Origin of the sequence: Bacillus sp. DX4.1, from assembly GCF_030348195.1 — a bacterium.
Classification (GTDB): domain Bacteria; phylum Bacillota; class Bacilli; order Bacillales; family Bacillaceae_G; genus Bacillus_A.
In genome coordinates, this window is record NZ_JAUCFT010000008.1 from 4,736,117 (window position 1) to 4,753,009 (window position 16,893).

14 protein-coding genes are annotated in these 16,893 nt (G+C 33.4%); all 14 read right to left on the reverse strand.

What is annotated here, in order from left to right:
* Positions 1-226: 226 nt before the first annotated feature.
* Entirely contained in the window at positions 227-1,387 is a 1,161-nt protein-coding gene (locus QUF99_RS27130) for an aminotransferase class I/II-fold pyridoxal phosphate-dependent enzyme (RefSeq protein WP_289374231.1), read from the reverse strand.
* Between the two features lie 31 nt (positions 1,388-1,418).
* Positions 1,419-2,042, reverse strand: a complete 624-nt coding sequence (locus QUF99_RS27135) for an acetyltransferase (protein WP_289374232.1) — start codon at positions 2,040-2,042, stop codon at positions 1,419-1,421.
* Positions 2,039-2,650: a sugar transferase gene (locus QUF99_RS27140; RefSeq protein ID WP_289374234.1), complete on the reverse strand. Its 612-nt coding sequence runs from the start codon at positions 2,648-2,650 to the stop codon at positions 2,039-2,041. The genes QUF99_RS27135 and QUF99_RS27140 overlap by 4 nt, the downstream gene beginning before the upstream one ends.
* Before the next feature lie 13 nt (positions 2,651-2,663).
* Positions 2,664-3,830: a glycosyltransferase family 4 protein gene (locus QUF99_RS27145; RefSeq protein ID WP_289374236.1), complete on the reverse strand. Its 1,167-nt coding sequence runs from the start codon at positions 3,828-3,830 to the stop codon at positions 2,664-2,666.
* Positions 3,830-4,957 carry a glycosyltransferase family 4 protein gene (locus tag QUF99_RS27150; protein WP_289374237.1) on the reverse strand — a complete coding sequence of 376 codons (1,128 nt, stop codon included), beginning with the start codon at positions 4,955-4,957 and terminating at the stop codon, positions 3,830-3,832. The genes QUF99_RS27145 and QUF99_RS27150 overlap by 1 nt, the downstream gene beginning before the upstream one ends.
* A 96-nt stretch (positions 4,958-5,053) precedes the next feature.
* Positions 5,054-6,406 carry a nucleotide sugar dehydrogenase gene (locus QUF99_RS27155; protein WP_289374239.1) on the reverse strand — a complete coding sequence of 451 codons (1,353 nt, stop codon included), beginning with the start codon at positions 6,404-6,406 and terminating at the stop codon, positions 5,054-5,056.
* A 51-nt stretch (positions 6,407-6,457) separates the two neighbouring features.
* Positions 6,458-7,732 carry an O-antigen ligase family protein gene (locus tag QUF99_RS27160; RefSeq protein ID WP_289374240.1) on the reverse strand — a complete coding sequence of 425 codons (1,275 nt, stop codon included), beginning with the start codon at positions 7,730-7,732 and terminating at the stop codon, positions 6,458-6,460.
* Positions 7,733-7,762: 30 nt separating this feature from the next.
* A complete protein-coding gene (locus tag QUF99_RS27165; protein WP_289374241.1) occupies positions 7,763-9,055 on the reverse strand; it encodes a lipopolysaccharide biosynthesis protein in 1,293 nt (430 codons plus the stop codon).
* Between the two features lie 4 nt (positions 9,056-9,059).
* The gene (locus QUF99_RS27170) at positions 9,060-10,892 is read right to left on the reverse strand and encodes a polysaccharide biosynthesis protein (protein ID WP_289374242.1); all 1,833 of its coding nucleotides are present in this window, start codon (positions 10,890-10,892) and stop codon (positions 9,060-9,062) included.
* Between the two features lie 158 nt (positions 10,893-11,050).
* The gene (gene galU, locus QUF99_RS27175) at positions 11,051-11,929 is read right to left on the reverse strand and encodes a UTP--glucose-1-phosphate uridylyltransferase GalU (protein WP_289374243.1); all 879 of its coding nucleotides are present in this window, start codon (positions 11,927-11,929) and stop codon (positions 11,051-11,053) included.
* Between the two features lie 232 nt (positions 11,930-12,161).
* Positions 12,162-12,929, reverse strand: coding sequence for a tyrosine-protein phosphatase (locus QUF99_RS27180; RefSeq protein WP_289374245.1), 768 nt, complete (start codon positions 12,927-12,929; stop codon positions 12,162-12,164).
* A gap of 268 nt (positions 12,930-13,197) precedes the next feature.
* Positions 13,198-13,887, reverse strand: a complete 690-nt coding sequence (locus QUF99_RS27185; RefSeq protein WP_289374246.1) for a CpsD/CapB family tyrosine-protein kinase — start codon at positions 13,885-13,887, stop codon at positions 13,198-13,200.
* Positions 13,877-14,614 (reverse strand): YveK family protein, encoded by a 738-nt coding sequence (locus tag QUF99_RS27190; protein WP_289374248.1) that lies wholly within the window; start codon positions 14,612-14,614, stop codon positions 13,877-13,879. The genes QUF99_RS27185 and QUF99_RS27190 overlap by 11 nt, the downstream gene beginning before the upstream one ends.
* A gap of 600 nt (positions 14,615-15,214) precedes the next feature.
* Positions 15,215-16,207: a UDP-glucose 4-epimerase GalE gene (galE, locus tag QUF99_RS27195; RefSeq protein ID WP_289374250.1), complete on the reverse strand. Its 993-nt coding sequence runs from the start codon at positions 16,205-16,207 to the stop codon at positions 15,215-15,217.
* Between the last annotated feature and the right edge of the window lie 686 nt (positions 16,208-16,893).

Here is a 16,893-nt window from a genome sequence, read left to right on the forward strand (position 1 = left end):
TTTATTTATGATATATAAACACATTGTTTAGTGCAAAATGAAAGTGAGTTTTACGCTCTTTTGGTGAGTTGTTCTTTTACGTACTATATTGATATAAAAGAAAGCCCAATTGCACAAACGGCAATTGGGCTTTCTAGACTGTACTTCTTACTTATCTACAATGGTTTCTCTCAATTCGATTTAAAAATCAGTGTTGTATACACAACAAGAATACACTTTTTATCATTTATTTAGTTACAACTTGCTTTGCTAACACTTTTTTAACAGTAGCAATGACTCTCTCTTGGTCTTCTACTGTCATGCTTGAACCAGAAGGTAAACATAATCCTTGGCTAAACAGCTTATCAGAAATACTTTCTGTATCACTGTGAGTATAATATTTAGAACCTACAAATACAGGTTGTTGATGAAGTGGCTTCCAAATCGGACGAGCTTCAATGTTTTCCGCTGTTAAAGCTTCAATTACGTCTAAATATGTAGCACCCGTTACTTTTTCATCAATTAATAATGCGGATAACCAACGATTAGGAACCGCATCTTGGAACTCTGGCATAAATGTAATTCCAGGTAATTTACCTAAAGCTTCTTTATAACGATCGAAAATATCACGACGTGCTTGTACACGATCGTCTAACACTTCTAACTGTGCTCGTCCTACACCAGCCACAATGTTACTCATACGATAGTTATAACCGATATGGCTATGCTCATAATGAACTGCTGGATCACGTGCTTGAGTAGAAAGGAAGCGTGCTTTTTGGATTGCTGCTTCATCATTAGAAACAAGCATACCACCACCAGAAGTAGTAATAATCTTATTACCATTGAAAGAGAAAATACCAAATTTACCAAATGAACCTGTTTGTTTCTCTTTGTACGTTGTACCTAGTGACTCCGCAGAGTCTTCCACGACTGGTACACTATATTTATCACAAATCGTCATAATTTCATCCATCTTTGCACTTTGTCCAAATAGGTGAACAACGATTACTGCTTTAGGAAGCTTCCCTAATACTTTTGCATCCTCAAAAGCTTTTTCAAGAGCAACAGGGGACATATTCCATGTATCAGGCTCAGAATCTATAAAAATCGGTTCGGCTCCTTGATACGCAATTGGATTTGCACTTGCTGCAAATGTTAAAGAGGAACAAAATACAGTATCATCTCTTTTCACACCTAACAGTTCCAAAGCTAAATGGATAGCAGCTGTTCCTGCACTCACTGCCGCTGCACTTTTCACGCCAATATATTCCGCAATTTGATGTTCAAATGCATCTACGTTAGGACCTAATGGTGCAATCCAGTTTTGTTCGAACGCTTGATTTACATATTTTTGTTCATTTCCGCTCATGTGTGGTGGTGATAAAAAGATTTGTTTGTTTTCCATGATTCCATTACACTCCTTATGGTAAGGTAACTTATTTTATAACTCTTGCTGGAGAACCTACTGCTGTACAAAAAGATGGTATATCATGAATGACTGTTGCTCCTGCACCAATTATACTCCATTCGCCAATTTTTCGATTTGGAATAACGATTGCCCCTGCACCTACTTGTGTACCTTCATTAACAAAAACTGTTCCTGTTAACGTTGCATTTGGAGAAATATGTGCAAAGTCACCAATATGATTATCATGTTCTATTACCGCTGCAGTGTTAACAATAACATGACTTTCAACTACAGTATCTGCATTAATAACAGCATTCGGCATAATAACTGTTCCGACCCCAACAGAGGCGGACTGACTCACTACAGCAGTTGGATGAATGATTGTCTCATAACTTTCATCTTCCAATCCTAACTGCTGAACAATCCTTTTTCGTACAGCATTATTTCCAATTGCAATTACAAGCTTAAATCCAATTTCTTCTATTACTTTCTTAATAGAAGAAATTGGACCGTAGCATACACCTTGTTTCCTACTTAGGTTTTCGTATTTATCATCAAATACAGCAACAATTTGATATCCTGTATTTGCATGAATCATATCTGTAATAACCTTCGCATGTCCACCTTGACCAATTAAAGCTATCTGTTTCATTTCACCACTTCTTTATTTATGTTTGATCCTGTAAACTTTTGTATTGTTACATGCCCTTGTTGACTAATCCCTTCCGATTTAAGGACTTTCGCAACCGTCAAGAATAAAATCTTTATATCTAACCAAAAAGATTGATTATCTACATACCAAACATCTAATTTAAATTTATCTTCCCAAGAAATTGCATTTCGACCATTTACCTGTGCCCATCCAGTAATACCAGGGCGTACTTCATGACGTCTAGCCTGTTCTGGCGTATATAAAGAGAGATATTCCATTAATAACGGACGAGGCCCTACTAAACTAATATCCCCTTTTACTACATTAATAAGCTGTGGTAATTCATCTAAACTTAACTTTCGAAGAAGCTTACCAAATGATGTTAATCGAATGTCATCTGGTAAGAGATTGCCTTCTTTATCTGTTGCATCCGTCATTGTACGGAACTTGTATACGTAGAACGGTTTACCTTGTAAACCTGGGCGTTTTTGTTTAAAAATTATAGGGCTACCTAACTTACTTTTAACTAAAGTTGCTATCATCAAAAATGGTATAAACAATAAAAGACATAATATACTAGATATTATGAAATCAACAGATCTTTTCATTTGTATCACCCAACTAAATTTCTTTTAAAATTCCATATAATTTTTGTGATAACTTCACAGAATCATAGTGTGTTTGAGCTAATTTTTTAGCATTTCTACTAGTTTCTTCATACAAACCTTTATTTTCTTTTAGCTCTCTTAAATAAGAGTAATATTCTTTTCTATCTTGATATTTAAATCCTTTTCCAGCACTACCTTTTCTTAACACCTCATTCTGCCAACCTAAATAATTTAATATAATAGGTTTTCCAGCAGCAAGATAATCAAAAAACTTATTAGCACTATTATCTTGTAATATTTTATAATCACTAACCGACATAATTCCCACATCACTAAATTTAACTAATTTTAAAACTTCTGCCTTAGACATTTGATCTAAAATATACACATTATCCAATCCATGACTTTCCTTAGTCATTTTTAGTCTTTCTTTTTCTTTTCCCTCCCCTATCAATAAATACACTATATTATCATTCCTATAGTCATTTGCGATCTCTAGAATATGTTCTAAGCCATTCACAAATCCCATTGTTCCAGAATGAATACATACAAACTTATCTTTTAGAAATGGGTATTGCTTAAGAATATCCTTCTTATTCATATCAATCTCTTCAACCAAATGATTATTGGCTAAATTAGTAATTACAGATATTTTATCTGAAGGTACCCCTTTTTCAATTAAATTATTCCTCATACCTGTTGATAGGACAATAATGTGAGCAGCATGCTTGTAAATTAACAGTTCTAACTTACTTAGCATTTTAATTACAAGTTTATTTTTTATAAACCCTAACTGAATTGGTATATCCGGCCAAACATCCCGTACTTCAAAAACATATTTTTTCTTTAAAATTTTTGACACTAATAATCCTGTTACCCCAATAGTTAAAGGTGTCGATGTGGCAAATATTATATCCGTGTCTTTTTGTTTAATCCCTAATAAAATGCTTTTTATCATAAAATGTAAAAAAGCATATACTCTCTTTATAAAAGAATACCCTTGTTTATACTGCGTATTGGTTGAAATAATATCAATTCCATCATACTGATTTATATTAACTTTATTCCCTGTTAGTATAGTTACATTATTACCTTCTTCTGCAAGATACTTTGAAAACTCAAACGACCTTGTCCCACCAGAGTTCACTTGAAAATATTGATGTATATACAAAATATTCATTAGTTCCCTCCTAAAATACTCTCATATAACTTTATTAATTTCTTTTCTTCAACTTTCCAATTAAATTGTTCCTGGTAAGCTTTAAAGCCATTTTCCCCAAATTGTATACTCAATTCTCTATCACTTAAAATTTTATGTACAGAGTCTGTTATTTCTTCTATATTAAAAGGATCAACAACTATACCACTTTCACTATCCTCTATTAACTCTGTCCAATCAGGAAAATTAGAAGCAACTACTGGAATACCAAATGACATATATTCAAATATTTTTGTTGCTAAAGATTGAAGATAGTTTTTTTCGGGATGTAAAATAGCTAGTCCTATATCTGCTTGTGCATAATAACCGAATACCTTGTGTAAAGGTAGCCTTCCTGGTAATTCAATATACTCATTGAGATTATTAGTAATAATAAAGTCTGTCGTCTCTTTCTTAAGTTGCTCTGAGAAATTTCCAATCAAAATCATTTTGAATTCGAACTCTCTTTTTTTTAATTCCTTGGCCACTTTTAACATTTCATGTAAACCTCTGGTTTTACTAATTGCACCCGCATAAACGATATTAGGTACTTTGTTTTTTGTGACATTAATGGAAATTTTGTTATCTAGAGGATAATTTAAAATATCTTCTTTTATAATATCTATATCTTCATAGTTATTCTTGTAATACTTTTCTGCATAAATCACAGCATCACATTTTTTTATTAAAAATTTCTCCATATAACCTACTACACTGGATAGTTTGCCTCTGATAATTTTAGGTATCCATGGTTTACTTTTTATAGCAGCAGGAAAATCTTCATGCATATCATAAATGACTTTAGATTTAGTAAACACCTTTAAAAAGTACCCTACTACTAATAATTCTGGATCATGAAAATGATATACATCTGCTTTCTCCCGCAAAGCTTTAATAAACAAGCGCAGCCATAAAAATGGTCTTGCTAACCTTTTTACTTTAGGAAGATATTCAATTGTTAGATTTTCATACATATCTTCATATTTCACATTATTTTGAACAGCACATAACTTTACTTCGTAACCTTTTTTCGCTAAACTAACTGTTTCTTTATAAAATACACGTGTATCATTCCACGGATGAACTGAACTAAAAATAAAAACTTTCAAAGTATACTTCACTCCCACTAGATATAACAATAAATATACTGATATTTTAATAAAAAAGAGGTATTTTATTAATAAAAATACCTCTTTCTTATCAAATCATTGTACTTGAAGAACTTTTTTCGATTTCTCATTGGCACCTAGCTTAATAATTTTCGAATCATCAAACTCTTTAAAAGTATTTCTTGTATCCACGATTAACTTACTATTTTCAACCACCATATCGCTATCATATGCCTTATGATTTGTAATTAAAATTACACAATCATATTCTGCTAATCTTGAATACTCTAATTCAACTGAATCAACTTTTTCTCCATATTTGTCTTTAAACGAGTGAGCATGTGGATCATTATAGTCAACACGAGCTCCACCATCTCTTAGTAACTCATAAATTTCTAAACCTGGTGACTCACGTAAATCATCAATATCAGGTTTATAAGCCATGCCTAATAATAATACCCTTGAACCCATTACAGACTTTTGATGTGTATTTAAAGCATAGCTGACTTTGTTATAAACATATTCTGGCATATGTTTATTAATTTCCTGTGCAGTTTCGATGAATCGACTAAAGAAGTTAGAACCTTTTGCCTTCCAAGCCAAATACATAGGATCAAGTGGAATACAATGTCCACCAATTCCTGGACCAGGAGTGAATTTCATAAATCCGAACGGCTTTGTATTCGCTGCATCAACTGTTTCCCAAATATCAATACCCAATTTATCACACAACATAGCCATTTCATTAATAAAAGCTATATTAACACTACGAAATGTATTTTCGAGAAGTTTACTCATCTCTGCAACTTTAGGAGATGAAACAGGAACTACAGTATCAATAAAACTACTATATAAATTCATACCTAATTTTGTACATTTTTCAGTAGTTCCACCTAATACTTTAGGTGTATTTTTTGTATTATAGTGCTGATTTCCTGGATCTACCCGTTCTGGGGAAAAACATAGGAAATAATCTTCTCCTACTATATACCCTTGATTATTTAATTCTTCTTCAATTAATTCTTCAGTAGTTCCGGGGTATGTAGTACTTTCTAACGTAATTAGCAAACCTTTATGCATATATTTTTTAATTTCAGTCATTACAGCAATAATATAGCTCATATCAGGTTCCTGAGACTTAGTTAAAGGAGTTGGTACACAAATACTCACTGCATCTAACTCTTTAATACTTTCGAAATTACTAGTAGGAGTAAACTGACATGATTTATTTATAAATTCAATTTCTTCATTACTAATATCAATAATATAAGAATTATTATTTAGAAGTTGATCTATCTTTTTATTATCTAAGTCAATTCCATATACATTATACCCAGATTTTGATAACTCTACCGCTAATGGCAATCCAACATAACCTAATCCAATAACACCTACTTTGGCATTACGATTACCTATTTTTTCTTCTAATTGCTTATAATAGTTATTCATTTTCAATTCTCCTTAATATCGATATATAATAAATCACAATTATATTTTTAATTAATTTTCATTTAAATTCTTAAATCCCAAATCATGCCTTACAGTAAGTTTTCTTAGGTTTCTGTCAGGAACTCTAGTAATGCAACTAGATACATATACTAAAGACATAAAGCAAAACATTACTCTATTATCATTTAAATCCCCTGAGATATTTGCATTTAAAAAATAAAATAAAAATACTATAAATATGGAGTAACCAATACTATTATCCTTACCGCCTCTATAAAAGTAAGGTACAATACACTTAAATATTAATAATAGAAAGAGAATAAGCCCTAGAAGACCTAATTCTGATATTATTTCTAAGAAAATATTATGTGGATAACCTCTAGCGTCTGTATCATTATAGCTATAACCAAATCCACCAATGCCATCTCCTACAATGGGATTATCAGCAAATAATTTAAAAGCAAAATCATATCTATCGGTTCTTCCTTCAGCAGATTCTCCACCTCCTGAATCTGTTAAGAGAACCTGAAACCTATATATCATAGTATCAAAAACACCTGCCTTAGCTAATGTCCCTAATACACAAACACTCAATAATATGACAATAAAAAACATATTGAACCCTTTTCTAACATAAATCTTCTTTTTTATTTTAATAGATGACATTGCCATATAAATCAACATACAGACTAAAGCTACTAGAGGCATTCTTGAACCTGATGCAAATAATGCCACAAAGTTAAGTATGATCCCTATAAATGCCATCATTTTAATCATCAGATTTTTATTACTGATAATATAAAATAGTAATATCAAAAGAATTCCCATAGCACTAACTCGACCTAGTGATAAGTAATTCCCTCCATTCACAGAAACAAAGCCAATATATGTGTTTCCTAATAACGACTTTAAATCTTTTATTGCGTAACAAGACATAATTACAGAAATAAGAATAGAATAAAATATGAATTTCTCTATATCTCTTTCTTTCTTGAACATAAAAAATGGTCCAATAAATGCCCACGCAGTAAATGATATAAACCGAACTGCTTTATCAAGACCGTATAGATGGCTACTACTGTAAAATAAACTCAACAAAATGAGTATAGCCAATAAAATATAAATTCCTACAGGCTGGATAATATTTTTATTAATTTTAGGTTCATTAATAAATTCAATTAACACTAAAGTCGCTGATAATAAAAGACCTAACATAGACAAATCTAAGAAAGAAGATCCTGTAGATACCTGTTTAAATGCTCCTGCAAACAAGAATAGAGCAAAATAAAATTCTTTAGCTACAGGAAAATATAATATTTTTTTCATTTTATCCCCTCTAAAACATACTAATTCACTCTATGTATTCAATGTATTATCAAGCTTTTTTAATTTAAAATAAATTAAAATCAATAATACAATGTATGATAGAGCCATAAACACTCCATAACATAATAAAGTTAGTTTAGGATCCCAAAACAAAGCTTTTGCTGCGAAAAAAATAACTATTACTCCAATAAACCTAGATGTATCCCAAATTAACTGATGTTTTTGTAATTCTAATACCGTAAGGGTTTGAGAAAGAGGAAAAGCAATAAAATATGCTATATACATAGGGGCCAAACATTGAGAATAAACCCCAGATTCAATCCATTGCTCACCAAAACCTACCTTAAATATCCAAGGACCTAAAAGTAAAATCCCTAAAAATGGAATTAACCCAAATATAAATAACTTTTTAACTAATCTCAGAAAAAATTTTTCCAAACCTTTTTTCTTACTGCGTATATCACTGCTCAACTGTCCTAAGTAAACTTGAGCTACTGATTGACCTAGTATACCTAAGGGAGCCATGATAACCTTCTGAGATAACGCGAACCATCCTATTATACTTTGATTGTACATTGCAATCATTATGATAGGAGGTATTTGTAAAGCTGCTATATTAATGACAGCAGACCAACTCGATATTAATGGGAATTTTTTGTAACGTTTCAGGACTTTCCATAACCCTTGTGCAGAAATAGTAGTTAAAATATTAACATCTTTCAATGTACTCTTTATTAAAGTCCGTATACCAGACCCTTTTCCAATAATATCGCCAACTATTAAGCCAATTGGACTATTAAATTTAATCCCTAGAATCACATAAGATGTTACTTGTCCTATACTCTGATTAACTTTTGTTTTCGCTATTGTACGAAAACTTTTTTTACGTATGGCCCAATAATTTAAAACTTGATAAACTCCCATAAAAAAAATACTTAGAGGTAGTACCCACAAGAAATTTGCTATTGCATTAACTTTATCTAGATGTACAATAATATCTTTTAGTAAAAATACACTAATAAATGTAGCAAAACTTATAAGGCACACAATAATAAATGACAATACTACTAAATGTAATGCATCATCATCATTCTTTGCTATAGTGATAGCTGATTCATATCGTAAAGAAGCTATTACTAGTACAAATGACAGCAATGAGCCATATATCCCTGCTAGGCCAAAATCATTAGGGTTATAAATTCTAGCAATAATAAAGGACGATGCAAAAATAATAATTTGTCCTAAAATTGCCCCACTTAATATCATAAACAGACTAGAAAGAAATTTTCTTTTTGCCAACCTATTTTTCAACACTTTATACATATAGCTATATCCTCTTTTGAGTATCTAGATTTCTTTCTAATTCATTATTTTTATTTACAAACCCTATTAAAGTGTCTCTTATTTGTTCAGAAGAATATAATTCAAATTCCTTTAAAATACATTGTATCTTCTCCATATTTATATCACTAGTTTTCCCAGCAAAGATTTTAGGATATATTTGTTTTTCATGAACCTCGTTATCATTCAATAATTCCTCAAAGAGCTTTTCTCCAGGTCTAATCCCTGTAAATTTAATGCCTATTTCGTCAGTAGAGTAACCTGAAAGGTTAATAAGGTTTCTTGCTAGGTCAACAATCTTTACTGGTTCTCCCATATCTAATACAAAGACCTCTCCCCCATCTGCCAAAGCACCTGCCTGAATAACTAAACGTGAAGCTTCCGGAATCGTCATAAAATAACGCACCATATCAGGATCTGTAACAGTAACAGGTCCACCCTCTTGAATTTGTTTCTTAAATAAAGGAATGACACTACCACGACTTCCAAGTACATTACCAAAACGAACAGCTACAAAGCGAGTGTCACTAACTGTATCCATATGTTGTACAATCATTTCCGCAATACGTTTTGTTGCACCCATTACACTAGTTGGGTTTACTGCTTTATCCGTAGAAACCATAACAAATGTGTTTATGCCGAATGTAGCTGAAGCTTCAGTTACATTTTTTGTACCAATAATGTTATTCTTCACAGCTTCTTCTGGGTTACGTTCCATAAGTGGAACATGTTTATGTGCAGCTGCATGATATACGATATATGGTTGATGCTTTTCCATCACTTCAAACATTTTATTACGATCTTGCACATCGGCAATTTCTGTTGTAATTTCAATTGAATCTTTATAAAGTGATCGTAATTCCATTTCAATCGTATAAATACTATTTTCACCATGACCAAGTAATACGATTTTGCTTGGTTTAAATTTCATTACTTGCCGGCAAATTTCTGATCCAATTGATCCACCAGCACCTGTTACTAAAATCGTTTTACCTGTAATTTTCTCTCCAATGCCTTCATCATCTAATTTTATAGGTTCACGTCCTAATAAATCTTCCACTTGTACATCCCGAAATTCGTTTACAGAAACTTTTCCATCTAGGATATCTTCTAGCATTGGTACAATTTGTGTTTTCGCTTTCGTTTTTGTACATTCTTCAAAAATCTCATTGACTTCTTTACGGCTAAGTGAAGGAATCGCAATTATAATATGCTCAATTTGATACTTATCGACAATTTGTTGAATGTCTTCTGTTGTTCCCACAACAGGTACATCATATATCTCTAACCTTTGTTTCTTTCGGTCATCATCAACAAACGCAACCACTTCTAAATGCGCATCTTGGTTTTTTTGAAGTTGACGTACTACCATCGCTCCTGCTGAACCAGCGCCAACAATCAACGTACGTGCTTTATCTGTTTTTTTCGAAATATATGTATCACGGAACGTACGCCACATAAAGCGTGAACCACCAATAAATAACATATGCAGCATCCACGCAATCGCTAAAATACGAAAATAGATATCATTGTTAATAATTTGTTGTACAATTGCGGTCACAATAATAGAAAATGTAACTGCTTTAAAAATGTTTTCTAACTCTCGTATACTTGCATACTCCCAAGCTTTCTTATACAGCTTATAAATTGATGCAAAGATATGATGACTACAAAGCAATGTAATAGAGCTAATGATGAGTGTCATTGGAATATTATCCAGTGCATTAGGATGGATAAACCAGTAACTTAAATACACTGATGTTAAAACAATAAGAGAATCTAATATTACTAATAGTGAGAGTCTTTTTTGATAACTCAAGACACACGTTCCTTTCTTTATATAGCTTTAAAACGAAAATTCTAATCACAAATAAAAATAATGTAACTAGAACTTTATAAATAACACTCAACTTCTATATTTCCCCTGATTAAAACCTCTGTTCATTTCCAGTTTAGTTAAAATCTATCTGACTTTATTTAAAGTAAGGTTTCTTTTTGTACAAGTTCACTCATATATTTCATCAATTCTTCTTTTAATTCCTCATGCTGCAACGCCATTTCAATCGTCGTCTGAATAAATCCTAATTTCTCTCCAACGTCATAGCGCTTTCCTTCGAAGTCATACGCAAAGACACGTTGAATTTCATTTAAACGTTGAATCGCATCTGTAAGCTGAATTTCTCCGCCAGCCCCTGTTTGTTGATCTTCTAGGAACATAAAGATTTCTGGTGTTAAGACGTAACGGCCCATAATCGCTAAGTTCGATGGTGCTGTTCCTTGTGCTGGTTTTTCCACAAATCTGCTCACCTGATAACTGCGGCCCTTTTGTTCCAATGGATCAATAATGCCGTAGCGATGTGTTTCGTTTTCCGGAACGGTTTGCACACCGATTACCGATGATTTTGTTGCTTCATATTGATTCATTAATTGACGTAGACAAGGCGTGTCTGCTTGAACAATATCATCACCAAGTAATACAGCAAACGGTTCGTTGCCAATAAACTTGCGTGCACACCATACAGCATGTCCTAAACCTTTTGGTTCTTTTTGTCGTATGTAGTGAATGTTAATTTTGGAAGACGCTTGTACTTTTTCAAGCATTTCATACTTCCCTTTTTCTAATAAGTTTTGTTCGAGTTCAAAGGAATGATCGAAGTGATCTTCAATGGCACGCTTTCCTTTACCCGTTACGATAATAATATCTTCAATACCAGAAGCAATTGCTTCTTCGACAATGTATTGAATCGTTGGTTTATCCACGATTGGCAACATTTCTTTCGGCATTGCTTTTGTCGCTGGTAAAAATCGTGTCCCCAGTCCAGCTGCTGGAATAATTGCTTTTCTTACTTGCTTCAACTGTAAAGCCCCCCACATTTATATAATAAAAATCCTAGCCATATCTTCTGAAGCTTAAAAAGATATAGCTAGAACTTCTATAAAAAATTTATAAAATAACGGGCATCTAACCCGACCTCACACCATGCTTTTGACGACAGGCGTCTAAGGTAAGAGATCATCTCATACCCACAGCATAACCGAGTACCTCCATTGATAGCGGTTAGGAGGCATCACCCATATGTTTGCTTCTTTAAAAGAGACCCAATATTTTTTTGCGTCGTATTCGCTCTGGCTCTTCTCGATAAATTGTTTTTCCGCTTATTAATAAATATGTATTTTCTTTAAAGTTATATAGTGTAGAAATCCCAAATGTCTTTTCTACCGTTTCATACGCGGCTTGTAAGTGAAAAGAGCGCGTTGTTGTGTCATGGGCATCTGATGCGATGACATGCGTCAAATGATGTTCAATGAGCTGTAATGTAAATTTTTTAATTTTCTTTCCGAACCTTCCCGTTACACTTCCTGCGGTAATTTGCGTCAATGCTCCTTGATTCACGAGCTTGTACAATACATCTGGGCGTTCGATGATTTCTGTATTTCGCTCTGGATGCACAATGATCGGTGTGATTCCTTTCGTGCGCAATTTATATAACATTTGCTCTGCATATCGAGGCACATGATTGGCTGGGAATTCAATGAATACGTATTTATCCATTTGATTTAATGTAACAATATGACCCGATTTGTAGTCTTCTAATAATTCTCCGTATAACCTGACTTCTTGACCAGGTAAAATGGTTAAATTGATCTCTTGTTCTTTCAAAGCTTCATTTAACTGCTTTACCTGATGAAGAATACTTTCTGCTGGATTAATATAGACGCCGTTTTGATGATGCGGGGTCGCAACGATTGTATGAATGCCTTCTTTACGTGCCGCCTTTGCCATTGCAATGCTATCTTCTATTGTTTGTGCCCCATCATCAATACTAGGCAAAATATGACAATGTAAATCAATCATTCTCTTACATCCCTTCTCCATCTATTCTTTATAAATCCATTTTGATTTTTCGACATATAGCCGCGGCTATGGATAACAAAAGGTGACCTGCACTCGTTTTCTCTCTTTGTTTTCACTCGGCATGGGACAAGAAAAAGATCTGACCGCTTCTATGCATGACCGAATGCTCTCTCCCACCTAAAAAGAAGGGTTTTATGTCGGTTTTTTAATTTGTATTTATATAAATGGAAGAAGAAAAGATGAATCCTCACCTTTTCTTCTTATCTATTTAGTTCGAACCGTAATAGTAATACTCTGATCCGGTTTGTTCTTTATCATTTAGAATGACGCCAAGTAATTTACCCTTTGCACCACCTAATACTTGTTTTGCTTTCAACCCTGTATCTTTTTCTGTTTCTCCGCTACGTACAACAAGTACAGAAGCATCGCATTGATTCGCCATAATTTGCGCATCCGTAACCGGTAAGATTGGTGGTGTATCAAAAATAATAAGATCATACATGCCATATGCTTCCGAAAGCAACTCTTTCATTGAGCTTGCACCAAGTAATTCCGCTGGGTTTGGTGGGATTGACCCACATGGTAAAAAGTCTAAGCTACCAATTTGTGTCTTTTTCACACATGTTTCAAGTGTTTTGCTACGCGTTAATACATTTGTTAAGCCGAAAAGATTATCCATTTGCAGCATTTGATGTAATGTTGGCTTACGTAAATCTGCATCGACAAGTAATACTTTTTTACCTTGCTGCGCAAAGACAATCGCAATATTAGCAACTGTTGTTGTCTTTCCTTCACTAGGATTTGCGGATGTAATAATAAGAGAACGAATCTTCTTATCAATAGATGCAAATTCAATATTTGTTCGTATATTTCGGTACTGCTCCGAAACAGGAGATTTTGGTTGTTCGTATGCAATAAGCTGACGACGCCCACGAAATGCTTTCTTCTTAAGAACCAATTGTCTGTCCCCCTACTCTCTTTGCTCCTGATCGACTACCACTTTTTGCACCGTTTTCTTCCATATGAGAAACGACACCAAGAACAGGTACACCAAGTAGCTTTTCAATATCATCTTCTTTTTTCAACGTGTTATCTAAATATTCTAGTAAGAATGCTAGTCCAACAGAGGCCATTAATCCAACTACAAATGCAATTGCCACGTTTAGCATTTTATTCGGTTTGATTGGAGACTGCCCTTCTGTTACTTCTGCTTTTGATAAAACAGTTACATTATCTACACTCATAATTTTCGCAATTTCACTTTTAAATACTTCCGCTGTTGTGTTCGCAATATCACGAGCTCGTTTTGCATCTTCATCTTGAACTGTTACAGCAATCACTTGTGAGTCTTTCTCATTTGCTACACTAATTTTGCTATTTAATGCCCCTGTTGACATATTAAGCTTTAACTTCTCTTTTACTTGATCTAAAATGACAGGGCTTTTCACAATGACTTTATATGTATTTGTTAATTGAAGACTTGTCTGTACTTCACCAGGTTGGAAAACACCCTCTTGCTTCTTCTGATTAACAAGAATCTGCGTCGAAGATTGATAAATCGGTGTCATAAAGTAGAAACTTACAATCGCACTTACAAGGGCTGCACCAATCGAAATCGAGAGGATCATAACTAGTCGTTTTTTCAAAATAGTAAATAGCTCTTTCAAACTTATTGTTTCTTCCATACCTTCCTCCAGCTGTCAATAATTTGTCATAAAAAACACCTATAAATAAAATGTCAGATTTATAACTGACATTACGAATCTGCTACTTAGCACGAGTAATGTTTATAAATAACTAACTATTTATTATATTACCGAACTTACATTTGTATAGCAAAAAAGGTTGAAAAAATTGTTCATAGAATTGACAAATAGAATACTACTAAATTCGATATCATTTGTCGTAAATAGGTTTTTATTTACCATAAAATAGAAGTATATCACTATTATTACTTATATTGGATAATAGAATCATAAATTTTCTACATTTTTATAATATCCTTTTTATAAAAATAATGCTAGAAAGGATTCTCATTTTACACTTTCCTAATTTTTCCACATCATTTTCTTTGTTTCGTTGAGAAATAAAAAACTGATTCAAAGAGGATCACTCTCGAATCAGTTTTTATCTATAGTATTCATTTACGGCTTCTATTTTCCTTAACATCATTTCCACTTAGATATTTTTGAATGCCGACAAAAGATAACATGTATTGCACGATGTTTTCATAAAGTGAAACTTTGAGGTGGGGATATTACTGTCCACAAATAGCGGGATAAATCTTACTTCCCATATCCCTCTGGATGATTTTGATGCCAGTTCCATGCATGTTCAATCACTTTTTTAATATCCGTATACTGCGGATTCCATCCTAATCTTTCTTTCGCTTTTTGAGAAGATGCGACTAAACGTGCTGGATCCCCCGCTCTTCTTGGCGCAACTTCCGCTGGAATTGAATGATTCGTCACTTCACGAACCGCTTCGACAATTTCTTTTACACTAAATCCATTCCCATTTCCTAAATTGTAGAAATCGCTATCTCCACCATTTTGTAAATCTTTTAATCCTAGGAAATGTGCCGCAACTAAATCATCAACATGAATATAGTCACGAATACATGTACCATCTGGCGTATTATAATCATCACCAAACATCATGATTTTTTCACGTTGCCCCAAAGCCACTTGTAGAATCACTGGAATTAAATGCGTCTCTGGACGATGGTCTTCACCAATAATGCCACTCGGCGCGGCTCCGGCTACATTAAAATATCTAAAAATCTTATATTTTAAATTGGAAGCTTGGCTATACCAATGCAGCATCTTTTCAATTGCTAATTTTGTTTCTCCATATGTATTCGTCGGATTTGTTACTGTTTCTTCCGTAATTAAATCGACATCCACATCACCATATGTCGCAGCTGTAGAGGAGAAGATAAATTTATCAATTTGGAATTCATTCATCACTTCAAGTAAACATAACGCACCGTATACGTTGTTATTATAATATTGAAGCGGCTTTTCCATGCTAACTCCAACTAAGGAATCCGCTGCAAAGTGCATAACAGCATCAATTTCTTCTTGTTTAAAAACATCTCTTAAGAAACCTTTATCACGAAGATCTCCTTTATAAAACTTCACACCATCTGTAATTGCATCTTCATGACCCGTTTGTAAATTATCAACAACAACTACAGATAGTCCTTCATCTACTAATTTTTTTACAGCGTGAGAACCAATATAACCAGCCCCGCCGCAGACTAAAATAGAATGCATATCGTATCGCTCACCTTTTCATTGATTATTTTTCAACAGTAGTTTTTGATTTTATTTCTAACTCCTCAAACAAAGAAGCCCTTATTATATAAATCCATTTTGATTTTTCGACATATAAGCCACGGCTATGGATAACAAAAGGTGACCTGCACTCGTTTTCTCTCTTTGTTTTCACTATGTCTGGGCAGGAAAAGGATCTGACCGCTTCTATGTATGGCCGGATGCTCTCTTCCACCTAAAAGGAAGGGTTTTATGTCGGTTTTTTAATTTGTATTTATATATAAGTAAAGTTTTTGATATATATCCTACGTTTAAATAAAGTCTACCACAATTGCTATTCTCTCAACTTCATCCATACATAGCAAGAACCTTTTGTGTGAATACCTTGTCTTAGAAATGTCCTCTTGTATATTTTTTCTGTTTCTATATTCCAATAAATCCCCTCAAAAATAGCTACACGATATCAAGAATCACTTTTCAAACAAACACTTTATTTAAAAAAGAATCTATCTTAATTGATAGATTCTCTTTAAATATATAAATCCATTTTGATTTTTCGACATATAAGCCGCGGCTGCGGATAACAACAGGTGACCTGCACTCGTTTTCTCTCTTTGTTTTCACTTATCATGGGGCAGGAAAAGGATCTGACCGCTTCTATGCATGAACGGATGCTCTCTCCCACC

What these genes read in the sequence shown, in the direction of transcription:
- QUF99_RS27130 (WP_289374231.1), bottom strand. Translation starts at nt 1,387, where the DNA reads ATGGAAAACAAACAAATCTTTTTATCACCACCACACATGAGCGGAAAT.
- QUF99_RS27165 (WP_289374241.1), bottom strand. Translation starts at nt 9,055, where the DNA reads ATGTATAAAGTGTTGAAAAATAGGTTGGCAAAAAGAAAATTTCTTTCT.
- QUF99_RS27180 (WP_289374245.1), bottom strand. Translation starts at nt 12,929, where the DNA reads ATGATTGATTTACATTGTCATATTTTGCCTAGTATTGATGATGGGGCA.
- QUF99_RS27155 (WP_289374239.1), bottom strand. Translation starts at nt 6,406, where the DNA reads ATGAATAACTATTATAAGCAATTAGAAGAAAAAATAGGTAATCGTAAT.
- QUF99_RS27160 (WP_289374240.1), bottom strand. Translation starts at nt 7,732, where the DNA reads ATGAAAAAAATATTATATTTTCCTGTAGCTAAAGAATTTTATTTTGCT.
- QUF99_RS27190 (WP_289374248.1), bottom strand. Translation starts at nt 14,614, where the DNA reads ATGGAAGAAACAATAAGTTTGAAAGAGCTATTTACTATTTTGAAAAAA.
- QUF99_RS27140 (WP_289374234.1), bottom strand. Translation starts at nt 2,650, where the DNA reads ATGAAAAGATCTGTTGATTTCATAATATCTAGTATATTATGTCTTTTA.
- galE (WP_289374250.1), bottom strand. Translation starts at nt 16,207, where the DNA reads ATGCATTCTATTTTAGTCTGCGGCGGGGCTGGTTATATTGGTTCTCAC.
- QUF99_RS27135 (WP_289374232.1), bottom strand. Translation starts at nt 2,042, where the DNA reads ATGAAACAGATAGCTTTAATTGGTCAAGGTGGACATGCGAAGGTTATT.
- QUF99_RS27145 (WP_289374236.1), bottom strand. Translation starts at nt 3,830, where the DNA reads ATGAATATTTTGTATATACATCAATATTTTCAAGTGAACTCTGGTGGG.